Origin of the sequence: Nocardioides sp. GY 10127 (assembly GCF_004919085.1) — a bacterium.
GTDB lineage: Bacteria > Actinomycetota > Actinomycetes > Propionibacteriales > Nocardioidaceae > Nocardioides.
Genome location: NZ_STGL01000008.1, coordinates 94,872 through 115,527, shown reverse-complemented (window position 1 = coordinate 115,527; position 20,656 = coordinate 94,872). Strand labels below are relative to the sequence as shown.

17 protein-coding genes are annotated in these 20,656 nt (G+C 74.8%); 5 read left to right on the top strand and 12 right to left on the bottom strand.

The features are described from left to right. The first annotated feature begins 137 nt into the window (after positions 1 to 137). Both E8D37_RS15230 and poxB read left to right on the top strand, forming a co-directional pair. Positions 138 to 1,418, top strand: coding sequence for an MFS transporter (locus E8D37_RS15230; RefSeq protein WP_168929772.1), 1,281 nt, complete (start codon positions 138 to 140; stop codon positions 1,416 to 1,418). A 178-nt stretch (positions 1,419 to 1,596) separates the two neighbouring features. Next, a complete protein-coding gene (gene poxB / locus E8D37_RS15225) occupies positions 1,597 to 3,318 on the top strand; it encodes a ubiquinone-dependent pyruvate dehydrogenase (protein ID WP_136570676.1) in 1,722 nt (573 codons plus the stop codon). A gap of 88 nt (positions 3,319 to 3,406) precedes the next feature. Here the strand turns inward: poxB and E8D37_RS15220 are convergent, their stop codons facing one another. The 5 genes from E8D37_RS15220 to E8D37_RS15200 all read right to left on the bottom strand — a co-directional run bounded on the left by E8D37_RS15220 (position 3,407) and on the right by E8D37_RS15200 (position 9,294). After that, entirely contained in the window at positions 3,407 to 4,297 is an 891-nt protein-coding gene (locus tag E8D37_RS15220) for a class II fructose-bisphosphate aldolase (protein ID WP_206055776.1), read from the bottom strand. Continuing rightward, entirely contained in the window at positions 4,294 to 5,715 is a 1,422-nt protein-coding gene (locus E8D37_RS15215) for a GntP family transporter (RefSeq protein WP_136570674.1), read from the bottom strand. The genes E8D37_RS15220 and E8D37_RS15215 overlap by 4 nt, the downstream gene beginning before the upstream one ends. 183 nt (positions 5,716 to 5,898) lie before the next feature. Beyond that, the gene (locus E8D37_RS15210) at positions 5,899 to 6,843 is read right to left on the bottom strand and encodes an NAD(P)-dependent oxidoreductase (RefSeq protein WP_136570672.1); all 945 of its coding nucleotides are present in this window, start codon (positions 6,841 to 6,843) and stop codon (positions 5,899 to 5,901) included. Further along, positions 6,840 to 8,324, bottom strand: coding sequence for a four-carbon acid sugar kinase family protein (locus E8D37_RS15205; protein ID WP_136570670.1), 1,485 nt, complete (start codon positions 8,322 to 8,324; stop codon positions 6,840 to 6,842). The genes E8D37_RS15210 and E8D37_RS15205 overlap by 4 nt, the downstream gene beginning before the upstream one ends. A 268-nt stretch (positions 8,325 to 8,592) precedes the next feature. Beyond that, entirely contained in the window at positions 8,593 to 9,294 is a 702-nt protein-coding gene (locus E8D37_RS15200; protein WP_136570668.1) for an FCD domain-containing protein, read from the bottom strand. A 242-nt stretch (positions 9,295 to 9,536) separates the two neighbouring features. On the opposite strand from E8D37_RS15200, the gene E8D37_RS15195 reads away from it, so the two are divergent. After that, complete coding sequence (locus tag E8D37_RS15195) at positions 9,537 to 10,292, top strand: sulfite exporter TauE/SafE family protein (protein ID WP_136570667.1); 756 nt, start codon at positions 9,537 to 9,539, stop codon at positions 10,290 to 10,292. A 13-nt stretch (positions 10,293 to 10,305) separates the two neighbouring features. Here E8D37_RS15195 and E8D37_RS15190 read toward each other — a convergent pair whose 3' ends face one another. The 4 genes from E8D37_RS15190 to gabT form a co-directional block, all read right to left on the bottom strand. Continuing rightward, entirely contained in the window at positions 10,306 to 10,824 is a 519-nt protein-coding gene (locus E8D37_RS15190; protein ID WP_136570665.1) for a flavin reductase family protein, read from the bottom strand. A gap of 196 nt (positions 10,825 to 11,020) precedes the next feature. Continuing rightward, entirely contained in the window at positions 11,021 to 11,632 is a 612-nt protein-coding gene (locus tag E8D37_RS15185; RefSeq protein ID WP_136570663.1) for a flavin reductase family protein, read from the bottom strand. A 142-nt stretch (positions 11,633 to 11,774) separates the two neighbouring features. After that, positions 11,775 to 13,163 carry an NAD-dependent succinate-semialdehyde dehydrogenase gene (locus E8D37_RS15180; protein ID WP_136570662.1) on the bottom strand — a complete coding sequence of 463 codons (1,389 nt, stop codon included), beginning with the start codon at positions 13,161 to 13,163 and terminating at the stop codon, positions 11,775 to 11,777. Between the two features lie 77 nt (positions 13,164 to 13,240). Beyond that, the gene (gene gabT / locus E8D37_RS15175) at positions 13,241 to 14,596 is read right to left on the bottom strand and encodes a 4-aminobutyrate--2-oxoglutarate transaminase (protein ID WP_136570661.1); all 1,356 of its coding nucleotides are present in this window, start codon (positions 14,594 to 14,596) and stop codon (positions 13,241 to 13,243) included. A gap of 157 nt (positions 14,597 to 14,753) precedes the next feature. On the opposite strand from gabT, the gene E8D37_RS15170 reads away from it, so the two are divergent. Both E8D37_RS15170 and mptB read left to right on the top strand, forming a co-directional pair. After that, positions 14,754 to 15,638 (top strand): LysR family transcriptional regulator, encoded by an 885-nt coding sequence (locus E8D37_RS15170; RefSeq protein ID WP_136570660.1) that lies wholly within the window; start codon positions 14,754 to 14,756, stop codon positions 15,636 to 15,638. A gap of 111 nt (positions 15,639 to 15,749) precedes the next feature. Next, entirely contained in the window at positions 15,750 to 17,387 is a 1,638-nt protein-coding gene (gene mptB / locus E8D37_RS15165) for a polyprenol phosphomannose-dependent alpha 1,6 mannosyltransferase MptB (RefSeq protein WP_136570658.1), read from the top strand. Here mptB and E8D37_RS15160 read toward each other — a convergent pair. Genes E8D37_RS15160 through E8D37_RS15150 form a run of 3 tightly spaced genes read right to left on the bottom strand, consistent with a single transcriptional unit; the run spans position 17,348 to position 20,620 of the window. Next, positions 17,348 to 18,145: a hypothetical protein gene (locus E8D37_RS15160; protein ID WP_136570657.1), complete on the bottom strand. Its 798-nt coding sequence runs from the start codon at positions 18,143 to 18,145 to the stop codon at positions 17,348 to 17,350. The genes mptB and E8D37_RS15160 overlap by 40 nt on opposite strands. A gap of 10 nt (positions 18,146 to 18,155) precedes the next feature. Then, positions 18,156 to 19,439 (bottom strand): multidrug effflux MFS transporter, encoded by a 1,284-nt coding sequence (locus E8D37_RS15155; protein ID WP_136570656.1) that lies wholly within the window; start codon positions 19,437 to 19,439, stop codon positions 18,156 to 18,158. After that, positions 19,436 to 20,620, bottom strand: a complete 1,185-nt coding sequence (locus E8D37_RS15150; protein WP_136570654.1) for an ROK family protein — start codon at positions 20,618 to 20,620, stop codon at positions 19,436 to 19,438. Before E8D37_RS15150 ends, E8D37_RS15155 begins: the two co-directional genes overlap by 4 nt. Positions 20,621 to 20,656 lie beyond the last annotated feature (36 nt).

Here is a 20,656-nt window from a genome sequence, read left to right as displayed (position 1 = left end):
ACCCATCCTGACCGATGAAGAAACTCATGAACACCTGACAGGGACCAAAAACTTCCACGCGGAGGTTTTCGATGTATGGTGCGCATCACTACAACTGTAGTGCTGCGCATCACGCTCAACCTGAAAGAGGGTCTCCGATGACCACTGCCTCACCGACACCCGTCAGCGCGGACGCGAGCGGCCTCGAGCCGGCCTCGATCTCGGACGAGCAGAGGCGCCGCGACAGGATCGCGCTCGTCGCCATCCCGACCGCCATGCTCGGCCTGATGATCGCCATCATGGCGCCGCTGCTGGTGTCGCTGGCGCTGGCCCTCACCACGCTGGACGCGGCGAACTCCGCGACCAACCTGAGCCTGGTCCTCGCCATCGGTGCCGCCGTGGCCTTCATCGTGAACCCGATCACCGGTCGGCTGTCGGACCGGACCATGAGCCGGATGGGCCAGCGGAAGCCCTGGATCTTCTCCGGCGCGGTCATCGCGTACGTGGGCATCCTGGTCATCGCGTTCAGCCCGGCCGTGTGGACGGTCGTGGTCGGCTGGTCCATCTGCCAGCTGGGCTTCAACTTCGCCCTCGCGCCCCTCGTCGCGATGCTCCCCGACCAGGTCAGCGTCGGCTTCCGCGGCAAGGTCGCCTCCCTCATCAGCCTGGCGCAGAACCTCAGCGCCGTCATCGGCACCTTCTTCGTCCAGCTCTTCGCGGTGGGCTACACCCAGATGCTGGTGCCCGCCCTCATCGGCCTCGTCGTCCTCGTGCTGGCGATCCTCCCGATCAAGGACGTCCGTCGCACCGAGCCGCCGGCCGAGCGCCTCAACGTCCTGTCGATCTTCTCCTCCTTCGTGTTCAACCCGCGCAAGCACCCCGACCTGGCCTGGGCCTGGGTCACCCGCTTCTGCCTCATCACCACCTCGTTCACCGCAACCAGCTACCTCACCTACTTCGTGATGAACGAGCTCGGCTACTCGGTCACCGAGGCCGCGACCAAGGTCTTCCAGGCGACGCTCGCGAACGCGCTCGGCATCCTGCTCACGACCTTCTTCTTCGGCTGGCTCTCGGACCGCACCGGCCGCCGCAAGCCGTTCGTCCTCATCTCCGCCCTCGTGGCGGCGCTGGGCCTCGGCGTCATGGCGATGGCCGGCTCCTTCGCCGTGCTGGTGGTCGCCGAGTGCTTCCTGGGCATGGGCCTGGGCGCGTTCCTCGCGGTCGACCTCGCGCTCGTCTCCGACGTCCTCCCGGACGACGGCCAGGCCGGCAAGGACCTCGGCGTCATCAACATCGCCCAGGCGCTCCCGCAGTCGCTGCTCCCGGTCTTCGCCCCGTTCATCGTGGCCAGCGTCGGCTACCCGGGCCTGTTCCTCACCGGCGCTGCCTTCGGCGTCCTGGGCGGCCTCGCCGTCCTCATGGTGCGCAGCGTCCGCTGACGCCCGCTCCGCCCCCGCCCGCGCGCCCGGCCGGGCCCGCCACCCCCGCGGTGGAGGGCCCGGCCGCGCCGCGTCCGGGCAAGGGGCGAGACGCATCGAGCGAGGCCCGACGCCCACTTCTCGACGTGTGACGGAAGGAGCAGCATGGAAGTCCGGGCGAGGTGGGTATCGGAGGGACATGACCACCGTCGCCCAGAACATCGTCGACACCCTGGAGGCCAATGGCGTCACCCGCGTCTACGGCGTCCCGGGTGACTCCCTCAACGGCTTCACCGACGCGCTCCGCGGGTCGGGCATCTCGTGGGTGCACGTGCGCCACGAGGAGGCCGCCGCCTTCGCCGCCGCCTCGGAGGCCGCCACCACCGGCGACCTCGCCGTGTGCGCCGGCTCGTGCGGCCCCGGCAACCTGCACCTGATCAACGGGCTCTTCGACGCCCAGCGCTCCCGCGTCCCCGTCGTGGCGATCGCCGCGCACATCCCCACCGCCGAGATCGGCTCCAACTACTTCCAGGAGACGCACCCGCAGGAGCTCTTCCGCGAGTGCAGCGTCTACTGCGAGTACGTCGCGAGCCCCGCCCAGATGCCGCGCCTGCTGCGCATCGCGATGCAGACCGCGGTGGAGAAGCAGGGCGTGGCCGTGCTCGTCATCCCGGGGGACGTCGCGCTCTCGGACGCCGTGGACACGACCGTCTCGAAGGTGACCACCTCGCGCCCCCGCGTCATCCCGGCGGACGCCGACCTGGCCACCGCGGCCCGCCTGCTCGACCGCGGCGAGAAGGTCACGATCCTCGCCGGCGCCGGTGTGGCCGGCGCCCACGACGACGTCGTCGCCCTGGCGGACGCCCTGGGAGCCCCGATCGTCCACGCGCTGCGCGGCAAGGAGCACATCGAGTACGACAACCCGTTCGACGTCGGCATGACCGGCCTGCTCGGGTTCGCCTCCGGCTACAAGGCGATGGAGGAGGCCGACACGCTCCTCATGCTCGGCACCGACTTCCCGTACACGCAGTTCTACCCGGAGAAGGCGACGAAGATCCAGGTCGACGTGCGGGGCGAGAACCTCGGACGTCGGGCCCCGCTCGACCTCGGCCTGGTCGGCGACGTCGGGGAGACCGCCCGCGCGCTGCTCCCGCTGCTCACCCGCAAGACGCAGCGCAAGCACCTCGAGGACGCCCTCGCGCACTACCGCAAGACGCGCGGGAAGCTGGACGAGCTGGCCGCCCCGACGAAGGCCGGCCGGAAGATCCACCCGCAGTACGTGGCGCGGCTGCTCGACCAGCTCGCCGACGACGACGCCGTGTTCATCCCGGACGTCGGCTCGCCCGTCGTGTGGGCCTCCCGCTACCTGACGATGAACGGCAAGCGCCGCCTCATCGGCTCCTTCAACCACGGCACGATGGCCAACGCGCTCAGCCACGGCGTCGGCGTCCAGGCCTCCCACCCCGACCGCCAGGTGATCGCGATGGCCGGCGACGGCGGCCTGGCGATGCTGCTCGGCGAGCTGCTCACGCTGAAGCAGAACGACCTGCCGGTGAAGGTCGTCGTCTTCAACAACTCCTCGCTCAACTTCGTCGAGCTGGAGATGAAGGCGGCGGGCTTCGTGAACTTCGGCACCGAGCTGGCCAACCCCGACTTCTCGCAGGTCGCGGAGGCCGTCGGCATCCCGGCCGTCCGCGTCGAGGACTCGGCCGACCTCGAGGTCGCCCTCAAGGAGGCCCTCTCGCGGCCCGGCCCGGCCCTGATCGACGTGGTCACCGACCGCCAGGAGCTCTCCATCCCGCCGACGGTGAGCGCCGAGCAGGTCCGCGGCTTCACGCTCTACGCGCTGCGCACGGTCCTCTCCGGCAAGGGGGACGAGATCCTCGACCTGGCCCGCACGAACCTGCGCCAGATCCTCTGATCCTCGCGCGCCCCGCACGCACGACGGCCCGGCACCCCCGCTGCTCGCGGGACGTGCCGGGCCGTCGTGCGTGACCGGTCAGAGGGCGTCAGGCCGGGTCGAGCAGTGCCACGACGTCCGCGACGGACGCGGTGACGCTCCCGCGCCAGGCGGCGACGAGGCCGCGGACGTCCGCGCCCTTGCCGACCGCCTCGGGCACGGCCTCGGAGAGCCGGGCCAGGAGGGTCTCGCGGACCTCGGTGTTGACGTTGACCTTGCCGATCCCGCGGCCGGGGGCGGCCGCGAGCTCCTCGGCTGCCAGCCCGGACGCGCCGTGCAGCACGAGCGGCACGCCGTCGGCCTCGGTGCGGATGCGGTCCAGCAGGTCCCAGTCCAGGTGCGGGACGCCGGAGTAGCTGCCGTGCGCGTTGCCGATCGAGACGGCGAGCAGGTGCGCGCCGGACGCGGCCAGGAACCCGGCGACGTCGGCGGGGTCGGTCATGCCCGCGGGCACGGTCGAGGCGACGTCCGTCCGGTCCTCGTCGCCTGCCAGTGCGCCGAGCTCCGCCTCGACGCTGACGCCGGCGGGCACCCGGGCCACGATCGAGGCGACGAACGCCGCGTTCTCCTCCAGGGACAGGTGCGAGCCGTCGGCGAGGACGGCGTGCGCGCCGGCCTCGACGGTGGCGAGGATGAGGTCGGCGTCCCGCGCGTGGTCCAGCTGGACGACGACCGGCACGTCCGCGCCGTCCGCCAGGCCGCGCAGCGCCCGCACCAGGCGGGGGCCGGTCGGGTCGGCGGCCACGACCGGCGGCACCAGCAGGATGAGGGGTCGCCCGGCGGCCTCGGCCGCGGCGACGGCCCCGAGGGCGGTCGTGAAGTCGTAGCAGGCGATGGCCGCGACGGCCCCGCCCCGCTCGAGCCGCTCGGTCACCAGCACGGCCAGCAGGCCCGGGGCGGTGCCCCGGGCCTGCTGGAGGGTGACGACGTCCGCGGTCACAGACCCGCCGCCGTGACGACGCCGAAGACGACCGCGGTGAGCAGGAAGCCCACCACGCCCAGGACGGTGGTGAGCACCGTCCACGTGCGCAGGCCGTCGGCCACCGACAGCCCGAGGAACCGGGTGACCACCCAGAAGCCGGAGTCGGTGACGTGGGAGAAGCCGAGGGCGCCGAAGCCGACACCGAGCACGAGCAGGGCGACCTGCGCGGTGGTGTAGTCGCCACCGGTCACGGCGCCGCCGAGCAGGCCGAGGGTGGTGACGATGGCGACCGTCGCCGAGCCCTGCGAGACGCGCAGCACGACCGCGACCAGGAACAGCGCGAGCAGCAGCGGCATGCCGGTGGCGGCCAGCGAGGTGGCCAGGGCGTTGCCGATGCCGGAGACGGTGAGCACCTTGCCGAACACGCCGCCGGCGCCGGTGACCAGGATGATGATCGCGGCCGGGGCGAGGCCCGCGTCGAGGGCGGAGCCGAGGTCGGCGGAGGTCACGCCGCGGCGGATGCCCAGCCAGTAGTAGGCCAGGAACGTCGTGACGAGCAGGGCGACGGCGGGGGCGCCGACGAAGCCGAGGACGGCGTCGGCCGTCGAGCCGTCCGTGGTGAACAGGCCGCCGACGGTGCCGGACATGATCATCAGGATCGGCAGCAGGATGAAGACCAGGACCGAGGCGGTGCCGGCCGGGTTCTCGCGGGCCGCACGGGCCACGGCGGTCTCGTCCTCGTCGACCGGGGCGGCCGAGCCGGAGGCCAGCATCGACTCGCGGAACGAGGCGAAGGTGCGGGCGGTCTCCGGGAGCATCGCGATGTCGCGGCGGTTGATCACCTTGGCGACGTAGTAGGAGAGCACGGCCAGCGGCAGGCAGATGATCAGGCCGAAGATGGTGATCCAGCCCAGGTCGCCGTTCACGAGCGCGGCGCCACCGACGACGCCGGGGTGCGGCGGGACGGTCACGTGGATGGCGAGCATGATGCCGCCGACGGGGAGACCGACCTTGACGGGGTTGGCGCCGAGCGCGACCGCGAACCCGTAGATGATCGGGACCAGGACGATGAAGCCCACGTCGAAGAAGACGGGGATGGCCAGCAGGAAGGCCACCGCGGTCAGTGCCGCGACGATCCGCTGCTCGCCGAAGCCGGCGGTGAAGGAGTCGGCGAGCGAGCGGGCGCCGCCCGAGACCTCGATGAGCTTGCCGAGCATGGTGCCCAGGCCGACGAGGAGGGCGACGCTGCCGAGCGTGCCGCCCATGCCCTCGACGATGGTGGTGACGACGTCACTGAGCGGGATGCCGACGACGAGCGCCGTGAGCACGCTGACGCCGAGCAGGGCGAGGAACGCCGGCAGCTTGAGCCGGATGATCGCGACGAGCAGCACCGCCACCGCCGCGACGGCGGTGATCAGCAGACCTGTGGTTCCCAAGGGGATCCTCCTGAGGACGGCCAGTGGGTGGACTGGGGTGGACAGCAGTGTGGGCAGGGCGGAGCGCCCGCCCGGCCGTGGGGGCCGGGCGGTGGGGTGGCAGGACGGCGCCGACGTGGGTCCTCACGCCGTCGAGGGCGTGAGGGACGTCGGAGCCGCCCCGCCTGAGGGGGGTCGTCCAGGTCAGCCGGCGGAGCCGGGACGCTGGGGCGCCAGGGTGCGGATCACCGCGGAGTCGTCGGCGAGCCCGAGGCCCTGGGCCTCGCCGAGGAGGAAGAGCTGCTCGGCGGCCACGGCCACGGGGGCCGCCAGGTGGTGCTCGCGGGCGGCCTTGCCCACGATGCCGAGGTCCTTGACGAAGATGTCGAGGCGGCTGAGCACCTCGGCGCCCTCCTCGTCCCAGGCCTGGAGCATGCGGGGGCCGCGGTTGCCGAGCATGAAGCTGGCGGCGGCACCGGCCCGCAGGCCGTCGAGCGTGCGCTGGAGGTCGAGCCCGAGGCGGTCGGCGAGCGCCAGCGCCTCGGCGGCGGCGGCGATGTGGACGCCGCACAGCAGCTGGTTGACGGTCTTCATGGCCTGGCCGTCGCCGGCCTTGTCGCCGACGACCACGAGGGTCGAGGACATGGCCTCGAGGACGGGGGCGGCCTTGTCGCGGTCCGCCGGGGAGGCGCCGACCACGACCAGCAGGTCACCGGCGCCGGCGCGGGCGGGGCCGCCCGACAGCGGGGCGTCGACCAGGCCGACGCCCAGGCCGGCGAGCTTCTCGGCGGCCTCGACGACCACGCCGATGCCGACGGTGCTGGTCATGAGGACGACCGAGCCGGGGGAGAGGACCTCGGCGATGCCGGCCTCGCCGAACAGCACCTCGTGCAGCTGGCCGCCGTCGCGCACGGCGAGCAGGACGACGTCCGAGACCGCGGCCGCCGAGCGGGCGTCGGGGTGGACGGTGATCCCGGCCTCGCGGGCCAGGTCGGCGCGGGCGGCGGCGGGGTCGAAGCCGTGCACGGTCGCGACGGTGGTGAGGTTGGTGGCCATGGGCAGGCCCATGGCGCCCAGGCCCAGCACGCAGACCGAGAGGCCCTCGCCGGCGGCGGGGGTGGTGGCGGTGTCGGCGGACGTGGTGGTCATCGGGTGGCTCCTCGGGTCAGGGTGCGGACGACGTCGGTCAGGGAGGTGTCCCCGCCGACGTTGCCGGCGAAGACGACGTACGGCGTGCCGAGGCCGGGCCCGTCCATGGGCTGCCACAGCGAGACGATGCCCGGGAGCATCGGGCCGCGCACCATGGCCCGGCTCATGCCGAGGCCGTGGGTGGCGGTGTCGGACGACGTGATGCCGCCCTTGGCGATGACGAAGCGCGGGCCGGCCGTGCCGGCCTCGCCGCCCACGCCCTCGTCGACGATCGTGCGCACGACCTGCACCAGCGCGGCCGAGACCTGGCGCGACAGGTCGAGGCTCGCGGCCCCGTCCTCGACGCGGACCAGGGCGCGGGACGTGTGCAGCACGACCGTCCCGGTGCGCAGGCCCACCCGCACCCGCTCGACGACGTCGGCCACGTGCGCGTCGCGCCGGGCCGGGTCGAGCACCTGCGGCACCTCGAGCTCCACGACGTCCTGCTCGACGTCGCTGGCCTGCAGGTCCGCGAGCTGGCGCGTGGTGAGCGCGACGTGGCTGCCGACGACGACCAGGCCGCCGGTGGGGTTGCCGCCCTCGGCGCCGTAGACGGTGTCGGGGTCGAGCGGGGCCGGGGGCTCCAGGCCGATGAGCGCGCGGACGAACGTGGGGCCGACGCGGTGCACGAAGGTGTGGCCGTGCTCCTGCGCCAGCAGGACGCCGAGCGCCACGACGCGCAGGTCCTCCTCCGTGACGGCGTCGACCGCCACGGGCAGCCCGCCGGTCACGGACTCCAGCAGCGACGCGACGGCCTCGGGGCCGCCCTCGCGGATGGTGCGCAGGTCGACGCAGGCGACCTCGGCGGCGGCGTACCGGCCGCCGGTGGTCTCGGCGACCCAGTCGCGCAGGTCGGAGGAGGAGTAGCCGAACGTGGCGTCCTTGGCGAACTCGGTCTCGCCGACCGGCACGGCCTCGCCGTCGGTGACGTAGTAGTGGACCCCGTCGACGGTCACGCGGCCGGCGTCCGGGAACGCCGGGACGAGCAGGACGGCGTCGACCGCGTGGCCCTCGAGGGTGGCGCCGGACGCGGTGGTGAGCTCCGCGGCGACCTCGCCGACCAGGGTGTCGGTCTCGAGCGGGAAGTGGCCGCGCAGCGTGGAGTCGCCGCGCGAGACGAAGACGACCTGGACGCCGGTGGTGGCCGCGGCGGCGCGCGCGGCCCGGGCCACCTCGCGGTTGCGCTCGGCGGCGGCGTCGGGGTCGAGGGAGCGGGTGTTGGTGAGCACGTAGACGGCGGGCACCTGCTGGGCGAACGCCCACGCCAGGTCCTCCTCCGCCCAGCGCGTCAGCACCGGCAGCCCGGCGACCGGCTGGGTCCCGGTCGGGTCGTCGTCGAGGACGACGAGGACCGGGGCCTTCTCGGCGCGGGCCTCGACCTCGGCGGCGCTGGTCGTGGGCGACGGCGCGTGGCCGGCCAGGACCTCCGTGATGGTCGTCATCGGGGTTGTTCCACCTCACATCTCTGATGTCTGACATCTGACAGTAGGTGTGTGACCTGGGTCGCGTCAACCCGGGGGAGAGGCGCAGGTCACGCGGGGCGGGGCCGGTCCGCGCGAGGGCCCGGGTCGGACGTCCGGGCGCGCGCGGGCCGGGCGTCCGCACCGAGGGGGCGCGCGCCAGACGGATCGGGGTGGATGCGGTGCACCAGATGCACCGCATCCACCCCGATCAGGCGGCCGCGCGCGTGGCCGAGCGGGGGTGGACCGGTCAGTCGGTGAGCACGTAGGCGCGCAGGTCGTCCATGGTCTGCGCCATGTGCGCGTCCATGGCGGTGCGGCAGGCGTCGCCGTCACGGGCCTCGGCCGCGCGCAGCACCGCCTCGTGGTGCTCGATGGCGTGCGCCTGGATCTCGGGGACCTCGGAGGTCTCCAGCCGGGTGGCGGCCAGGAGCCGGCGGACCGGCTCGAACATCACCGGGACGAGCAGGTTGCCGGACGCCCGGAGCAGGACGTCGTGGAAGGCGAGGTCGCCCTCGACGAAGCGCGCCACGTCCCCGATCGAGTGCGCCGTCCGCATCTGGGCCAGGTGGGCGCGCAGGGCCGCCACGTCCTCCTCGCTCACCCGCGGCGCGGCGAGCTCCGCCGCGCCGACCTCGAGCATCCGGCGCATCTGGAGCACCTGGAGCGACACGGCGCTGGCGCCGCCGGCGGCCGTGGCGGCCCGGGCCACGGCCTCGATGGAGGTCCACCGGGAGACGTCGTTGACGATGCTGCCGCGGCCGCGCTCGGTGCGGATGACGTTGACCGCCGCCAGCTGCTTGACGGCCTCGCGGGCGGTGAGCCGGGAGACCTCGAACTCCTCGCCGATGACCAGCTCGGAGGGGAGCATCGTCCCCGCCGGCAGCTCGCCGGAGACCATCCGGTCCAGGAGCGCGTTGGCCACCACGCTGACCAGCGACTCGCGCGCCATCCTGCCGTCCCCCTCGGGCTCTGGTGACCGGGCACGGCTCGCCCGGCCCCGGCTGAACCCTAGAGGGTGGGAGCGCGCTCTGTGCGGGATGCTCCGACCCCGCTAGCCTCCGACGTCGGTCGGGACGTCCCTTCCCTGCACGGTTGCGACGCCCTGCCCGACGCCCTGCCCGAGGCCCGATCCACTCCCGTCCAGACCCCGTCCAGACCCCTTACAGACCCAGCCCCGACCGGAGGCGACGCGTGCTCCAGCAGGTCCACGACCTCGGCACCCTGGCCGTGTCGCTCCTCGTTCTCGCCGCGTTCCTGGTCGGCTTCGCCAAGACCGGGGTGAGCGGGGTGGGCACCGTCTCCGCCGCGCTGTTCGCGCTCGTCCTCCCCGCGCGGGCGTCGTCCGGCGCGATGCTCCCGCTGCTGATCGTCGGGGACCTGGTCGCGGTCGGCACCTACCGGCGCAGCGGCTCCTGGCGGGTGCTCGCGCGGGTGCTGCCGGCGGTGCTGCCCGGGCTGGCCGCGGGCTGGGTGTTCATCGACCACGTCGACGACACCGTCATGAAGGCGACGATCGGCACCATCGTGGTCGTCCTCGTGCTGCTCGCGCTGTGGCAGGGACGCTCCGACCTGACCGCCCGGGTCGCCGGGCACCCGGGCTTCGCGGTGGCCGCGGGCTTCCTCGCCGGGTTCGCGACGATGACGGCCAACGCGGCCGGTCCGGTGATGGCGATCTACCTGGTCGCCGCGGGCATGCCGAAGCTCCAGATGCTCGGCACCACCGCCTGGTTCTACCTGGTGGTGAACCTGCTCAAGGTGCCGCTGAGCGTGAGCCTGGGACTCATCCACCCCGCCTCGCTGCTGCTCGACCTGGCCCTGGTCCCGGCGTTGCTGCTGGGCGCCTGGGCCGGGGTGCGGGTCGCGGCCCGGATGGACCAGCGGACGTTCGAGCTCGCGGCCCTGCTGCTCAGCCTGGTCGCCGGGGTGCTGCTGCTCGTGACGCTCTGAGCCGGGAGGCCCCTCAGGCCTCCGCGTCGGGCGCGGCGAGCGCCTCCTCGCGCAGCTCGGCGGGCGTCCACCAGCGCCGGTCGTGGTAGACCAGCGGGTCGCCGGCCTCGCCGAGCACCACGTCGTCCACGGTGACGAGGACGAGCCAGGAGTCGCCGGCCGGGACGACGCGGGTGACGCTGCCGTGGAGCACCGCGGCCGCGCCCTCGACCACGGGCAGCGCGTCCGGCGAGTGCCGCCACGGCTGGTCCGGGGTGAACCGGTCGCCGCCGGAGCGGGCGAAGGACTCCGCGAGGCCCTTGTGGCCCGTGGTGAGGAGCATGACCGCGATCCGCTCGCTCCCGGCGATGACCCCGGCGGACGCGCCGCCGCGGGCCAGCGAGAACGACAGCATCGGCGGGGCCGCGCTCACCGAGGCGACGGAGGACGCCGTGATGCCGACCGGTCCGGCCTCGCCCTCGCCGACCACGATCGCGACCCCGGCGGGGTGGCGTCGGAACGCGGCCTTGAACGCGTCCGCGGTGGCGGTCATGCGTCGGCTCCGGAGCGGGTGCGGGCGGGGCGGGTCATGGGGAGCGGGCCTCTCTGGGTCGTCGGGTGGGGCGCCGGGTGGGCACCCCCACGGTAGGCCGGAACGCTACGCGGTCCGGAGCGGTCCGCATCGTGGCCCGGTCGGTGGGCGTCGTCCCACGCCTGAACCTGGATGACCGCTCGGGTCACAGCTCGGGTCACAGCTCCGGGCGCAGCATCGCCAGCGGGGTGTCGGCGACCAGGTACTCGTCGCGGTACCCGGCCCGCATGAGCGGGGCGGCCGCGCGGGTGTCGAAGCGTCCGTCCGGCGTCAGCAGGCCCTCGTCGAGGTGGACGCCGACCACCTCCCCGGTCACCGTCCACTGGTCCAGGTCGCGGCCGTGCCTGTCCCGCAGGCGCTCGTGCCCGACGACCACGCACTCCAGCGAGGCGGGGCTGGCGGCGACGCGCGGCGTCTCGACCGCGACCCCCTCGGCCAGCGCGAGGCCGGCGCGCTCGAACTCGCTGACCCCGCGGGGCAGCGGGGCGCACGTCTCGTTCATCGCCTCGGCCAGGGCCCGTGTGGCGAGGTTCCAGGTGAACTCCCCCCGCTCGAGGGCGTAGGTGAGCGTGTCCTTGCGGCCGGTGGAGGAGAACAGCACCATCGGCGGGCTGTCGCACACGGCGTTGAAGAAGCTGTAGGGCGCGAGGTTCACGGAGCCGTCGAGGCCGCGGGTGCTGATCCAGCCGATCGGCCGCGGCGCCACCAGGGCCTTGAACGGGTCGTGCGGGAGACGGGTGCGGTCGCGCTCGCCGGGGGCGTAGAACATGCGCCCACTCTGGCACCGCCGCCAGGCGTCCCAGGACACCCGTCCACGCGGACCCACCGCACCCGGCCGGGAACGGCGACGGGCCCCGGGACGTCGTCCCGGGGCCCGTCGCGCGAGGTGCTGTCGTGCGGTGCGGTGCGGCTCAGCTCCAGTCGACCGAGAAGTACTGCGGCTCGGTGAACTCCAGCAGGCCCTCGCGGGCGCCCTCGCGGCCCAGGCCGGACTGCTTGACGCCGCCGAAGGGGGCGGAGGGGTCGGAGACCAGGCCGCGGTTGATGCCGACCATGCCGGCCTCGACCTGCTCGGCCATCTTCAGCGCGCGGCGCAGGTCGCCGGCGAAGAGGTAGGACGCGAGGCCGTACTCGGTGCCGTTGACGAGCGCGAGCACCTCCTCGTCGGTCGTCCAGGTGGTGATGGGCGCGACCGGGCCGAAGATCTCCTCGGCCAGCACCGCGGCGTCCTGGGCGACGTCGGTGAGCACCGTGGCGGGGTACCAGTAGCCGTCGTCCTCGGGCACCTCGGCCTGGTAGGCGACGGTGGCGCCGTCGGCGACCGCGCCCTCGACGGCCTTGGTCACCTTCTCCACGGCGGCGGCGGTGATGAGCGGGCCGATGTCGCCGCCGGCCAGGGCCGGGGCCACCTTCAGCTTCGAGACCGCCTCGACGAACTTGGCGGTGAACTCCTCGGCGACGTCGGCGTGCACGTAGAACCGGTTGGCCGCGGTGCAGGCCTGGCCGCCGTTGCGGAACTTGGCGAGCATCGCGCCGGTGACGGCCTGGTCGAGGTCGGCGTCCTCGGTGACCACGAGCGGGGCGTTGCCGCCGAGCTCCATGGACGCGTTGACGACCCGCTCGGCGGCCTGGCCGAGCAGCAGCTGACCCACGCGGGTGGAGCCGGTGAAGGAGATCTTGCGGACGCGGTCGTCCTCGAGCCAGGCGGTCACCACCGCGCCGGCGTCGGTGGTGGTGACCACCTGCACGGCGTCCTCGGGCATCCCGGCCTCGACGAGGAGCTCCTTGACCGCGAGGGCGGTCAGCGGGGTCTCCGCGGCGGGCTTGAGGACGCAGGTGCACCCCGCGGCCAGGGCCGGCCCGATCTTGCGGGTGGCCATCGCGGCCGGGAAGTTCCACGGGGTCACGAGGGCGGCCACGCCGACCGGGCGGTGGGTCACGATCGTCCGGGTGCCACCGGCCGGGGACTCGCCGTAGTCGCCGCCGGGGCGCACGGCCTCCTCGGAGAACCAGCGGAAGAACTCGGCCGCGTAGACGACCTCGCCCGCCGCGTCCGAGAGCGACTTGCCGTTCTCCGTGGCCATGAGCTCGGCCAGCCGGTCCTTGTCGCGCAGCATCAGCTCGTAGGCCTTGCGCAGCACCTCGGAGCGCTGGCGCGGGGACGTCCGGGACCACTCGCCGAAGGCGGCGTGGGCCCGGTCGACGGCCGCGCGGGCCTCCTCGGCACCGTGGTCGGGGACGTGGCCGACGACCTCGCGGGTGGCCGGGTTCTCGACGGGGAAGGTGGCTTGCTCGGTCACGGGCTTCTCCTGCTCTGCGGTGGGCGGTGCGGGCGGGGTCGTGCTGCGGTACGGGGTGCGCCGGCGGGCGCGGCTGCTCAGGCGCCGGCGAAGGCCTGCTCGAGCACCGAGAAGGCGTCCTCGAGGAGCGCGTCGCTGATGGCCAGCGGCGGCAGGAAGCGCAGGACGTTGCCGTAGGTGCCGCAGGTCAGGACGACGACGCCCTGGGCGTGCGCGGCGGCGGCGACGGCCTTGGCCAGCGCCGCGTCGGGCTCGGTGGTGCCGGCCTTGACGAGCTCGACGGCGATCATGGCGCCGCGGCCGCGGACCTGACCGATCCGGCTGTCGCGGGCGGCGAGCTCGCGCAGGCGGCCGCCGAGGAGGGCCTCGATCTCCTTGGCCCGGCCGACGAGGTCGTCGGACTCGATGGCGTCGATGACCGCGAGCGCCGCGGCGCAGGCCAGCGGGTTGCCGCCGTAGGTGCCGCCGAGGCCACCGGCGTGCGAGGCGTCCATGATCTCCGCGCGCCCGGTGACGGCGGAGAGCGGGAGGCCGCCCGCGATGCCCTTGGCGGTGACGAGCAGGTCGGGCTCGAGGCCCTCGTGGTTCGAGGCGAAGAGGTCGCCGGTGCGGGCGAAGCCGGTCTGCACCTCGTCGGCGACGAAGACGACGCCGTGGGCGCGGCACCAGGCCTGGATCGCGGGCAGGAAGCCCTCGGCCGGCTCGATGAAGCCGCCCTCGCCCTGGATGGGCTCGATCACGACGCAGGCCACGTTCCCGGCGCCGACCTGGGCCTCGATCATCGAGATGGTCTGGGCGGCGGCGTCCGCGCCGGAGAGCCCGCCGTCGCGGTAGGGGTAGGAGAGCGGCGCGCGGTAGACCTCGCCGGCGAACGGGCCGAAGCCGTGCTTGTACGGCATGTTCTTGGCGGTCATCGCCATCGTGAGGTTGGTGCGGCCGTGGTAGGCGTGGTCGAAGACGACCACGGCGCTGCGGCCGGTGTAGGCGCGGGAGATCTTCACAGCGTTCTCGACGGCCTCGGCGCCGGAGTTGAACAGCGCGCTGCGCTTGGCGAAGTCGCCGGGGGCCAGGGCGTTGAGCTTCTCGGCGACGGCCACGTAGCCCTCGTAGGGGGTGACCATGAAGCAGGTGTGGGTGAAGGCCGCGACCTGGGCCTGCACGGCGGCCACCACGCGGGCGTCGCTCACGCCGACGGTGGTCACGGCGATGCCGGAGCCGAGGTCGACGAGGTGGTTGCCGTCCACGTCCACGATGACGCCGCCGCCGGCCTGCTCGGCGTAGACCGGCATCGTCGTGCCGACCGCGGGGGCCACGGCCTCCGCCTTGCGCGCCGCCAGCTCCACGCTGCGCGGGCCCGGGATCGCGGTGACGAGGCGCCGCTCCTGGGCGATGCCGTTGACGACGGTGGGCGCGGGGGCGGTGGTGGCGGTCATGCGCTGCTCCTGGGTGGGCGGCCGGGGTCGAGGGCACCGGCGCGGGTGGGTCGGGTCGGGGTGCGGCCATCGTGCTGCGGTGTCGTTATGCCTGTCCAATACCTATGATCGACCTTGTCCATGCCTCATCGGCATAACAACGGGTGCGGAGGCCGGCATGCAGCTGCGACACGTCGAGTACGCCGTGGCCGTGGCGGACGCCGGCGGGGTGTCCGCGGCCGCGGAGGCCGTCCACGTCTCCCAGCCGGCGCTCTCCCGGCAGCTGCGCCAGCTCGAGGCCGACCTCGGGGTCAGCCTCTTCGAGCGTCGCGGGTCGGGGCCGCTGCGGCCCTCGCGGACCTGCGTCGCCCTCCTCCCGGCGTTCCGCGACCTGCTGGCCGCGGCCGACCTGGTCGCCGAGGAGGCCCGCGTGCACGCCGCGGGCGGCCTCGAGCGGGTCGTCGTCGCCGCCCCCACCGTCACGCTCACGGACGTCGTCTCGCCGTTCGTGGCCACCACCGGACCGCTCGACCCGGTGCTCGACGTCCGCCCCGAGGACGGCCGCCGACCCGCCGAGATGCTGGCCGCCGGCGCCGACCTGGCCATCGGCACCCGGCCGCCCGCCGCCCCGGCCCGCTGGCGACCGCTGGCCCGGCTGCCCGTGTGGGCCTACGTCCGCCCCGACGACGAGTGGGCCGGCCGCAGCCAGGTCGCCCTCTCGGAGCTGCTCGAGCGGCGGCTGGTGCTCCTCCCTCGCGCCTTCACCTCCCGCGAGGCGCTCGAGGCCGCGCTGACCGCGACCGGGGCGAGCGAGCCCGCCGGCGTCCTGGAGGCGGCGAGCGGGCCGATCGCGCAGGCCCTCACCGCGGCCGGTCGCGGCGTCGCGGTCGTCTCGGACGACGCGCGGCACGAGCTGGTCCCGCTGGCGATCCGGCTGCCGGGCGGAGGCCGCCTGGCGATCCGGCTCGTGGTGGCGTGGGACGGCACCGCCCCCGCCCAGGAGGGGCTCTCGGCCCTCGCGGACCGGCTCGCCGCGTTCGTCACCGGCCGCTACGGCGGCTGAGCGCGCCGCCCGTCCCGCCCGCCCCGCCCGCCCCGGCCGTTCACGGAGCCGTCACCGACCCGCCTCCCTCCCGAGGTTCCGGCGAGGCCGCGGCCTGGCAGGTTCCGGTGCGTGCTGTCCCGCGGTCTGACCGGCTCCGTGCTGGTGCTCCTCGGCGGCCTGGTCGTCTCCACGCTGCCCGCCTCGACACCCCTGCTCGCGCTCGACGCCCTCCAGGTGCTGCGCGGCGCGATGCTCGGCCGACTGCTCGGCGTCGCCGTGGTGCTCGGCGGGCTGGGCCTGCTCGCGGGCGCCTGGCTGACGCTGTGCCGGACCGTGGCCGCCGGCGCGGCTGGGAACGGCGCCGGCGACGAGGCCGACCGGCTCGCGCTGGTCCGGACCGCGACGGTGGCCTGGAGCGCCCCGCTCCTGCTCGCCCCGCCGCTGTTCTCCCGCGACGGCTGGTCCTACGCCGCGCAGGGGATGCTCGTCCACCTGGGCCTCGACCCGTACGTCTGGGCGCCCTCGATCCTCACCGGCCCGATCGTCGAGGCCGTCGACCCGCGCTGGCTCAACACCGCCACCCCCTACGGCCCCGTGCCGCTGGCGTGGGGCGGGCTGCTGGCCTCGTTCACGGGCAACCCCTGGGTCATCGCGGTCGGCTACCGGTTGCTGGCGCTCGTGGGGCTCGCGCTCCTGGCGTGGGCCGTGCCGCGGATGGCCCGGTGGCGCGGGCTCGACCCGGCCCTGGCCTCGGCGCTCGTGCTCTGCTCCCCGCTCGTGCTCGCCAACGGCGTCGGCGGGCTGCACAACGACCTCCTGCTCGTCGGGCTGATGGCCGCGGCGCTCGTCGTCACCGTCGAGGGGCTGCCGACGCGGGGCCTGGGGAGGCGGGTCCCGGGGTGGGTCTGGGGCGCGGTGCTCGGCGCGCTGGCCGCCGGGGTGAAGGGCCCGGCGGGGCTGGTGTGCGTCGCCGTCGTCCTCGTCTCCCTGCCCGCGGGCGCCGGGACCGCTGCGCGGCTGCGCCGGCTAGCCCAGGTGGGGGCCGTCTCGCTGGCGGTGCTCGTCGGCCTCGGGCTGGTCGCGGGGACCGGGCTCGGCTGGGTCGGCCAGCTCGGCGTCCCGACCAGCATCAACACGCCGCTGTCGGTCACCACGCTCCTGGGTGGGGCGGTGGACGCCGTCGCCGGACCCGTCCTGGGCCTCGTCGGCGTCGCCTGGACGCCGGCCACCGGCCTGGCCGCGGTGCGGCTCGTCGGCTCGCTGGTCACGCTCGTGGTGGTCGGGTGGGTCGCGCTGCGGCGTCCGACGGGCGACCCGGCCTCGGCGGTGGCGAGCGCCGCCGTGGTGCTCGGCGCCCTCATCGTCCTCAGCCCGGTCGTGCACCTGTGGTACCTGCTGTGGCCGCTGCCGTTCCTGGCCTGCCTGCGCCTCTCGCGGGTGGCCGTGACGGGGTTCGTCGCCGCGAGCGTGGTCGGCGGGCTCGTCGCCCCGATGGACTCCTCGCTGCACGGCGCCTACGAGGCCATCGTGCTCGGCTCGATGATGATCGCGGTGCTCTCGCCGGTCCTGCTGGCCACCCCGCGGGCACGCGAGCGGGTGGAGCGGATCGCGCTGGCGCACTGGCCCGAACTGGCCGGCCCCGAGCTCGCCGGCCCCGGCGCGGCCGTCGCGCCGACAAGGAGCGGCCCGGGCCCCCGGGCGGTTCAGACCAGGAATCAGCCCAGGAATCAGACCAGGGACAGCAGGCCGAGCCCGGCCGCCTCCTGAGCCACCGCCTCGGGGCGGGCCGAGGCGAAGGAGCGGAACCAGCGCCGCGCGCGGTGCGGCTCCAGCCCGAGCAGGTGCTCGGCGTCCGGTGAGAGCAGGGCTGCGGTGACCTCGGAGCCGCCGGCGCCGTCGAAGGCGAGGGTGGTGGCGGCGAGCAGCGACAGCCAGCCGACCCGCTCCGGCCCGGTGAGCGCCGTGTCCAGGCCGCCGGTGCAGCGGAAGGGGGTCTCGCGGTCCAGGGCCGCGTCGATCCAGGTGGCGACCATGGACGGCAGCAGCCCGGGCGCGTGCGTCGGCAGCCCCAGGTGCAGCCCCGACATGGTGACCTCGTCGGCCGCGGCGAGCCAGCCGTGACCGGCCTCGTCCGGGGTCATGACGACCCAGACCGGCATCTCGTCCGGCACCAGGCCCTCGGCCCGCGCGGAGTCGACCGCGGCGACCACCCGGCGGGCGTTGCCGAGGGGGTCGCCGGAGTCCCGGAGGCTGACCTCGAGGCCCGCGGGGTGGACGCCGCGTTTCGCGAGCAGGGCCAGCGGCCCGATCACCTGTCCTGCGCCGCCGGTGACGACGAGGGTGAGCGGGGGAGCGGTGACGGTGCTCCCCGTGGTGGAGGCGAGGGCCGCGGGCGCCTCGGTGTCCGGGACGGCGCGGGTGCCGACCAGCCCTCCGAGCCACCCGGCCTCGAGCGTGGCGTCGTCGACGAGGCCCAGGACGGCGGGGTCGGCGACGGGCGTGGAGGGGTCGGTCGGCTCGCTCATGCCCTGCACGCTAGTCCGCGGCGGACGTCCCCGGCTCCACCCTCGCGCCCGCGGGGGCCTTCAGCGCGGCCTCGGCGCGGCGGGCCAGCGTCAGCATGACGACGGCGCAGACCAGCAGCGTGACCATCACCGCGGCCATCGGCACCGGCGCGGTGGCGTGCAGCGCCCCCAGCACGGGCGCGATCGCCGCGCCCGCGAGGAACGGCAGGCTGCCCTGCCAGGCCGAGCCGCTGCCCGCGTAGTCGCGGATCTGCTCGGCGGCCAGCACCGCCACGTTGCTCATCGCCATGGAGGTCGGCGCGACCGCGCACCACAGGGCCACGAGCAGGGCCGGCAGGGGCGCGTCGGCGAGGCCCAGCGCGAGCAGCGCCGTCGCACCCGTCAGGGAGAGGGCGAGGCCGGTGCCGGCGAGCAGCCGGTGGCCGACGCGGGTGCGGGTGAAGAGCTGCACCGAGCCGAACGCGAACAGCGTCATCCCCAGGGCGTTGGAGCCGAAGACGAGCGAGTACTGCCGGGCGGAGAGCCCCAGGTCGTCCTGGAGGACGAGCGAGGAGGAGGAGACGTAGGTGAACATCGCCGTGAACGTGAGCACGTGCGTGAAGAGGTAGCGGCGGTAGACGGTCCGGCCCAGCACGATGCCGGCGTTGCGCGCCACCGCGCCGAGCCCGGCGGGCGTGCGTCGCTCGGGCGGCAGCGTCTCGGGGACGCGCGCCCACACGACCGCGGCCAGCCCGATGCCGACCACGGCGACGAGCCCGAGGACGCCGCGCCAGCCCACGACGTCCACGAGGAGGCCGCCGAGCACGGGGGCCAGCGCCGGCGCGAGGCCCACGATCGCCATCATCGTGCCGATGACGCGGGCGGTGTCGGCCCCGGAGGTGACGTCGAGGACGACGGCGCGGGCGAGCACCATGCCGCAGGCGCCGCCGAGGCCCTGGAGGGCGCGGGCGGCCAGCAGCAGCCCGGTGCTGGGGGAGAGCGCGGTGAGGACCCCCGCGGCGGCGAACAGGCAGGTGCCGAGGACGAGCAGGGGACGCCGGCCGGTGCCGTCCGAGATCGGTCCGGCCAGCACCTGGCCCACGGCCGTGCCGACCATGAACGTGGTGAGCGTGAGCTGCGCGCCGGCGTCGGTGGTGCCGAGGTCGGCGGCCAGCGACGGGAGGCCCGGCAGGTAGGCGTCGGTGGCCATCGGCGTGACCATGACGAGGCCCACCAGCAGGGGGATCAGCCGGCGTACGGGCCGGGTGGTGCGCTGGTCGGGGGCGGCGGGGCTGGTGGGGGCGGCGGACCTCACGCGCGGCCGCGCAGCCGGGCGTCGACGGCCTCGGGGGCCAGGGCCGCGTCGATCGCGAGCGCGGCGCAGCCGTGCAGGCCGGCCGCCTCGCCGTGGGTCGAGGGCAGGAAGCGCAGGGCGCGGGTGGCGCCGGGGTGCCCGTTGGCGTAGAGGGACTCGCGCAGCCCCGCCACGAACAGGTCGAAGGCGCCGCCCATGTCGCCGCCGACGATCACGGCCTCGGGGTGCAGCAGGTTGGCGGCGACGCTCAGCACCTCGCCGATGTGTCGACCCGCCTCGCGCAGCAGGCGGCGGGCCTGCGGCTCGCCGTCGAGGGCGAGCTGGACGAGGTCGCGGATGTGCCGCGCCTCGACCCCCTGCTCCTGGAGCCGGGCGACGAGCGCCCAGCCGCCGGCCAGCGTCTCCAGGCATCCGGTGGCGCCGCAGCGGCAGGGGAGGTCCCCGGCCGCCTCGACGCGGGTGTGCCCGAGCTCGCCGGTGTGCCCGCGGCCGGCGCCGACGAGGCGTCCGTCGGCCACCAGCCCCATGGCGAGGCCCGTGGACGCCTTGAGCACGAGCATCGTCTGGGCCGCCGGGACGCGGCCGAAGAGCTCGGAGCGGGTGAGCACCGAGGTGTCGTTGTCCAGGTGCAGCGGCGCGTCGGTGACCTTGCGCAGCCACGGCTCCAGCGGCACGCCGTCCCAGCCGCGGACGACGGGGGCGTCCACGCTGGTGAGGCGGACCGGGTCCACGGTGCCGGGCAGGCTCATCCCGATGCCGGCGACGGGGGCGGTGACCCCGGCCAGCAGCGTGCCGAGCCGCTCCACGACGTCCGGCATGAGCTTCTCCGGGCTGATGCCGGGCTCGTGGTCGCGCGTGTCGCCCGAGACCTCCCGGCCGGCGAGGTCGAAGACGCCGACCTGGCTGCGGGAGCGGCCGACGGCGACGCCGAGCACGACGTTGGCGTCCGGGTTGAGCTGGAGCCCGCCCGCCGGGCGCCCGCCCGTCGAGGCGAGCTCCTCGCCCTCCAGCAGCAGCCCGGCGTCGACCAGCGACGCGAGGCGGGACGCGACCGAGCTGCGGGACAGCCCCGTGACGCGGGAGAGGTCACCGCGGGTCTCGGCCTGCCGGGTGCGGACCAGGTGGAGCAGCGCGCCGGCGGAGGTGCCGGGGGTGCTCGTGGGGAGCGTGGTGGTGGACATCGACACTGAGTGTTCCACATACTTTTGCCGGAAATC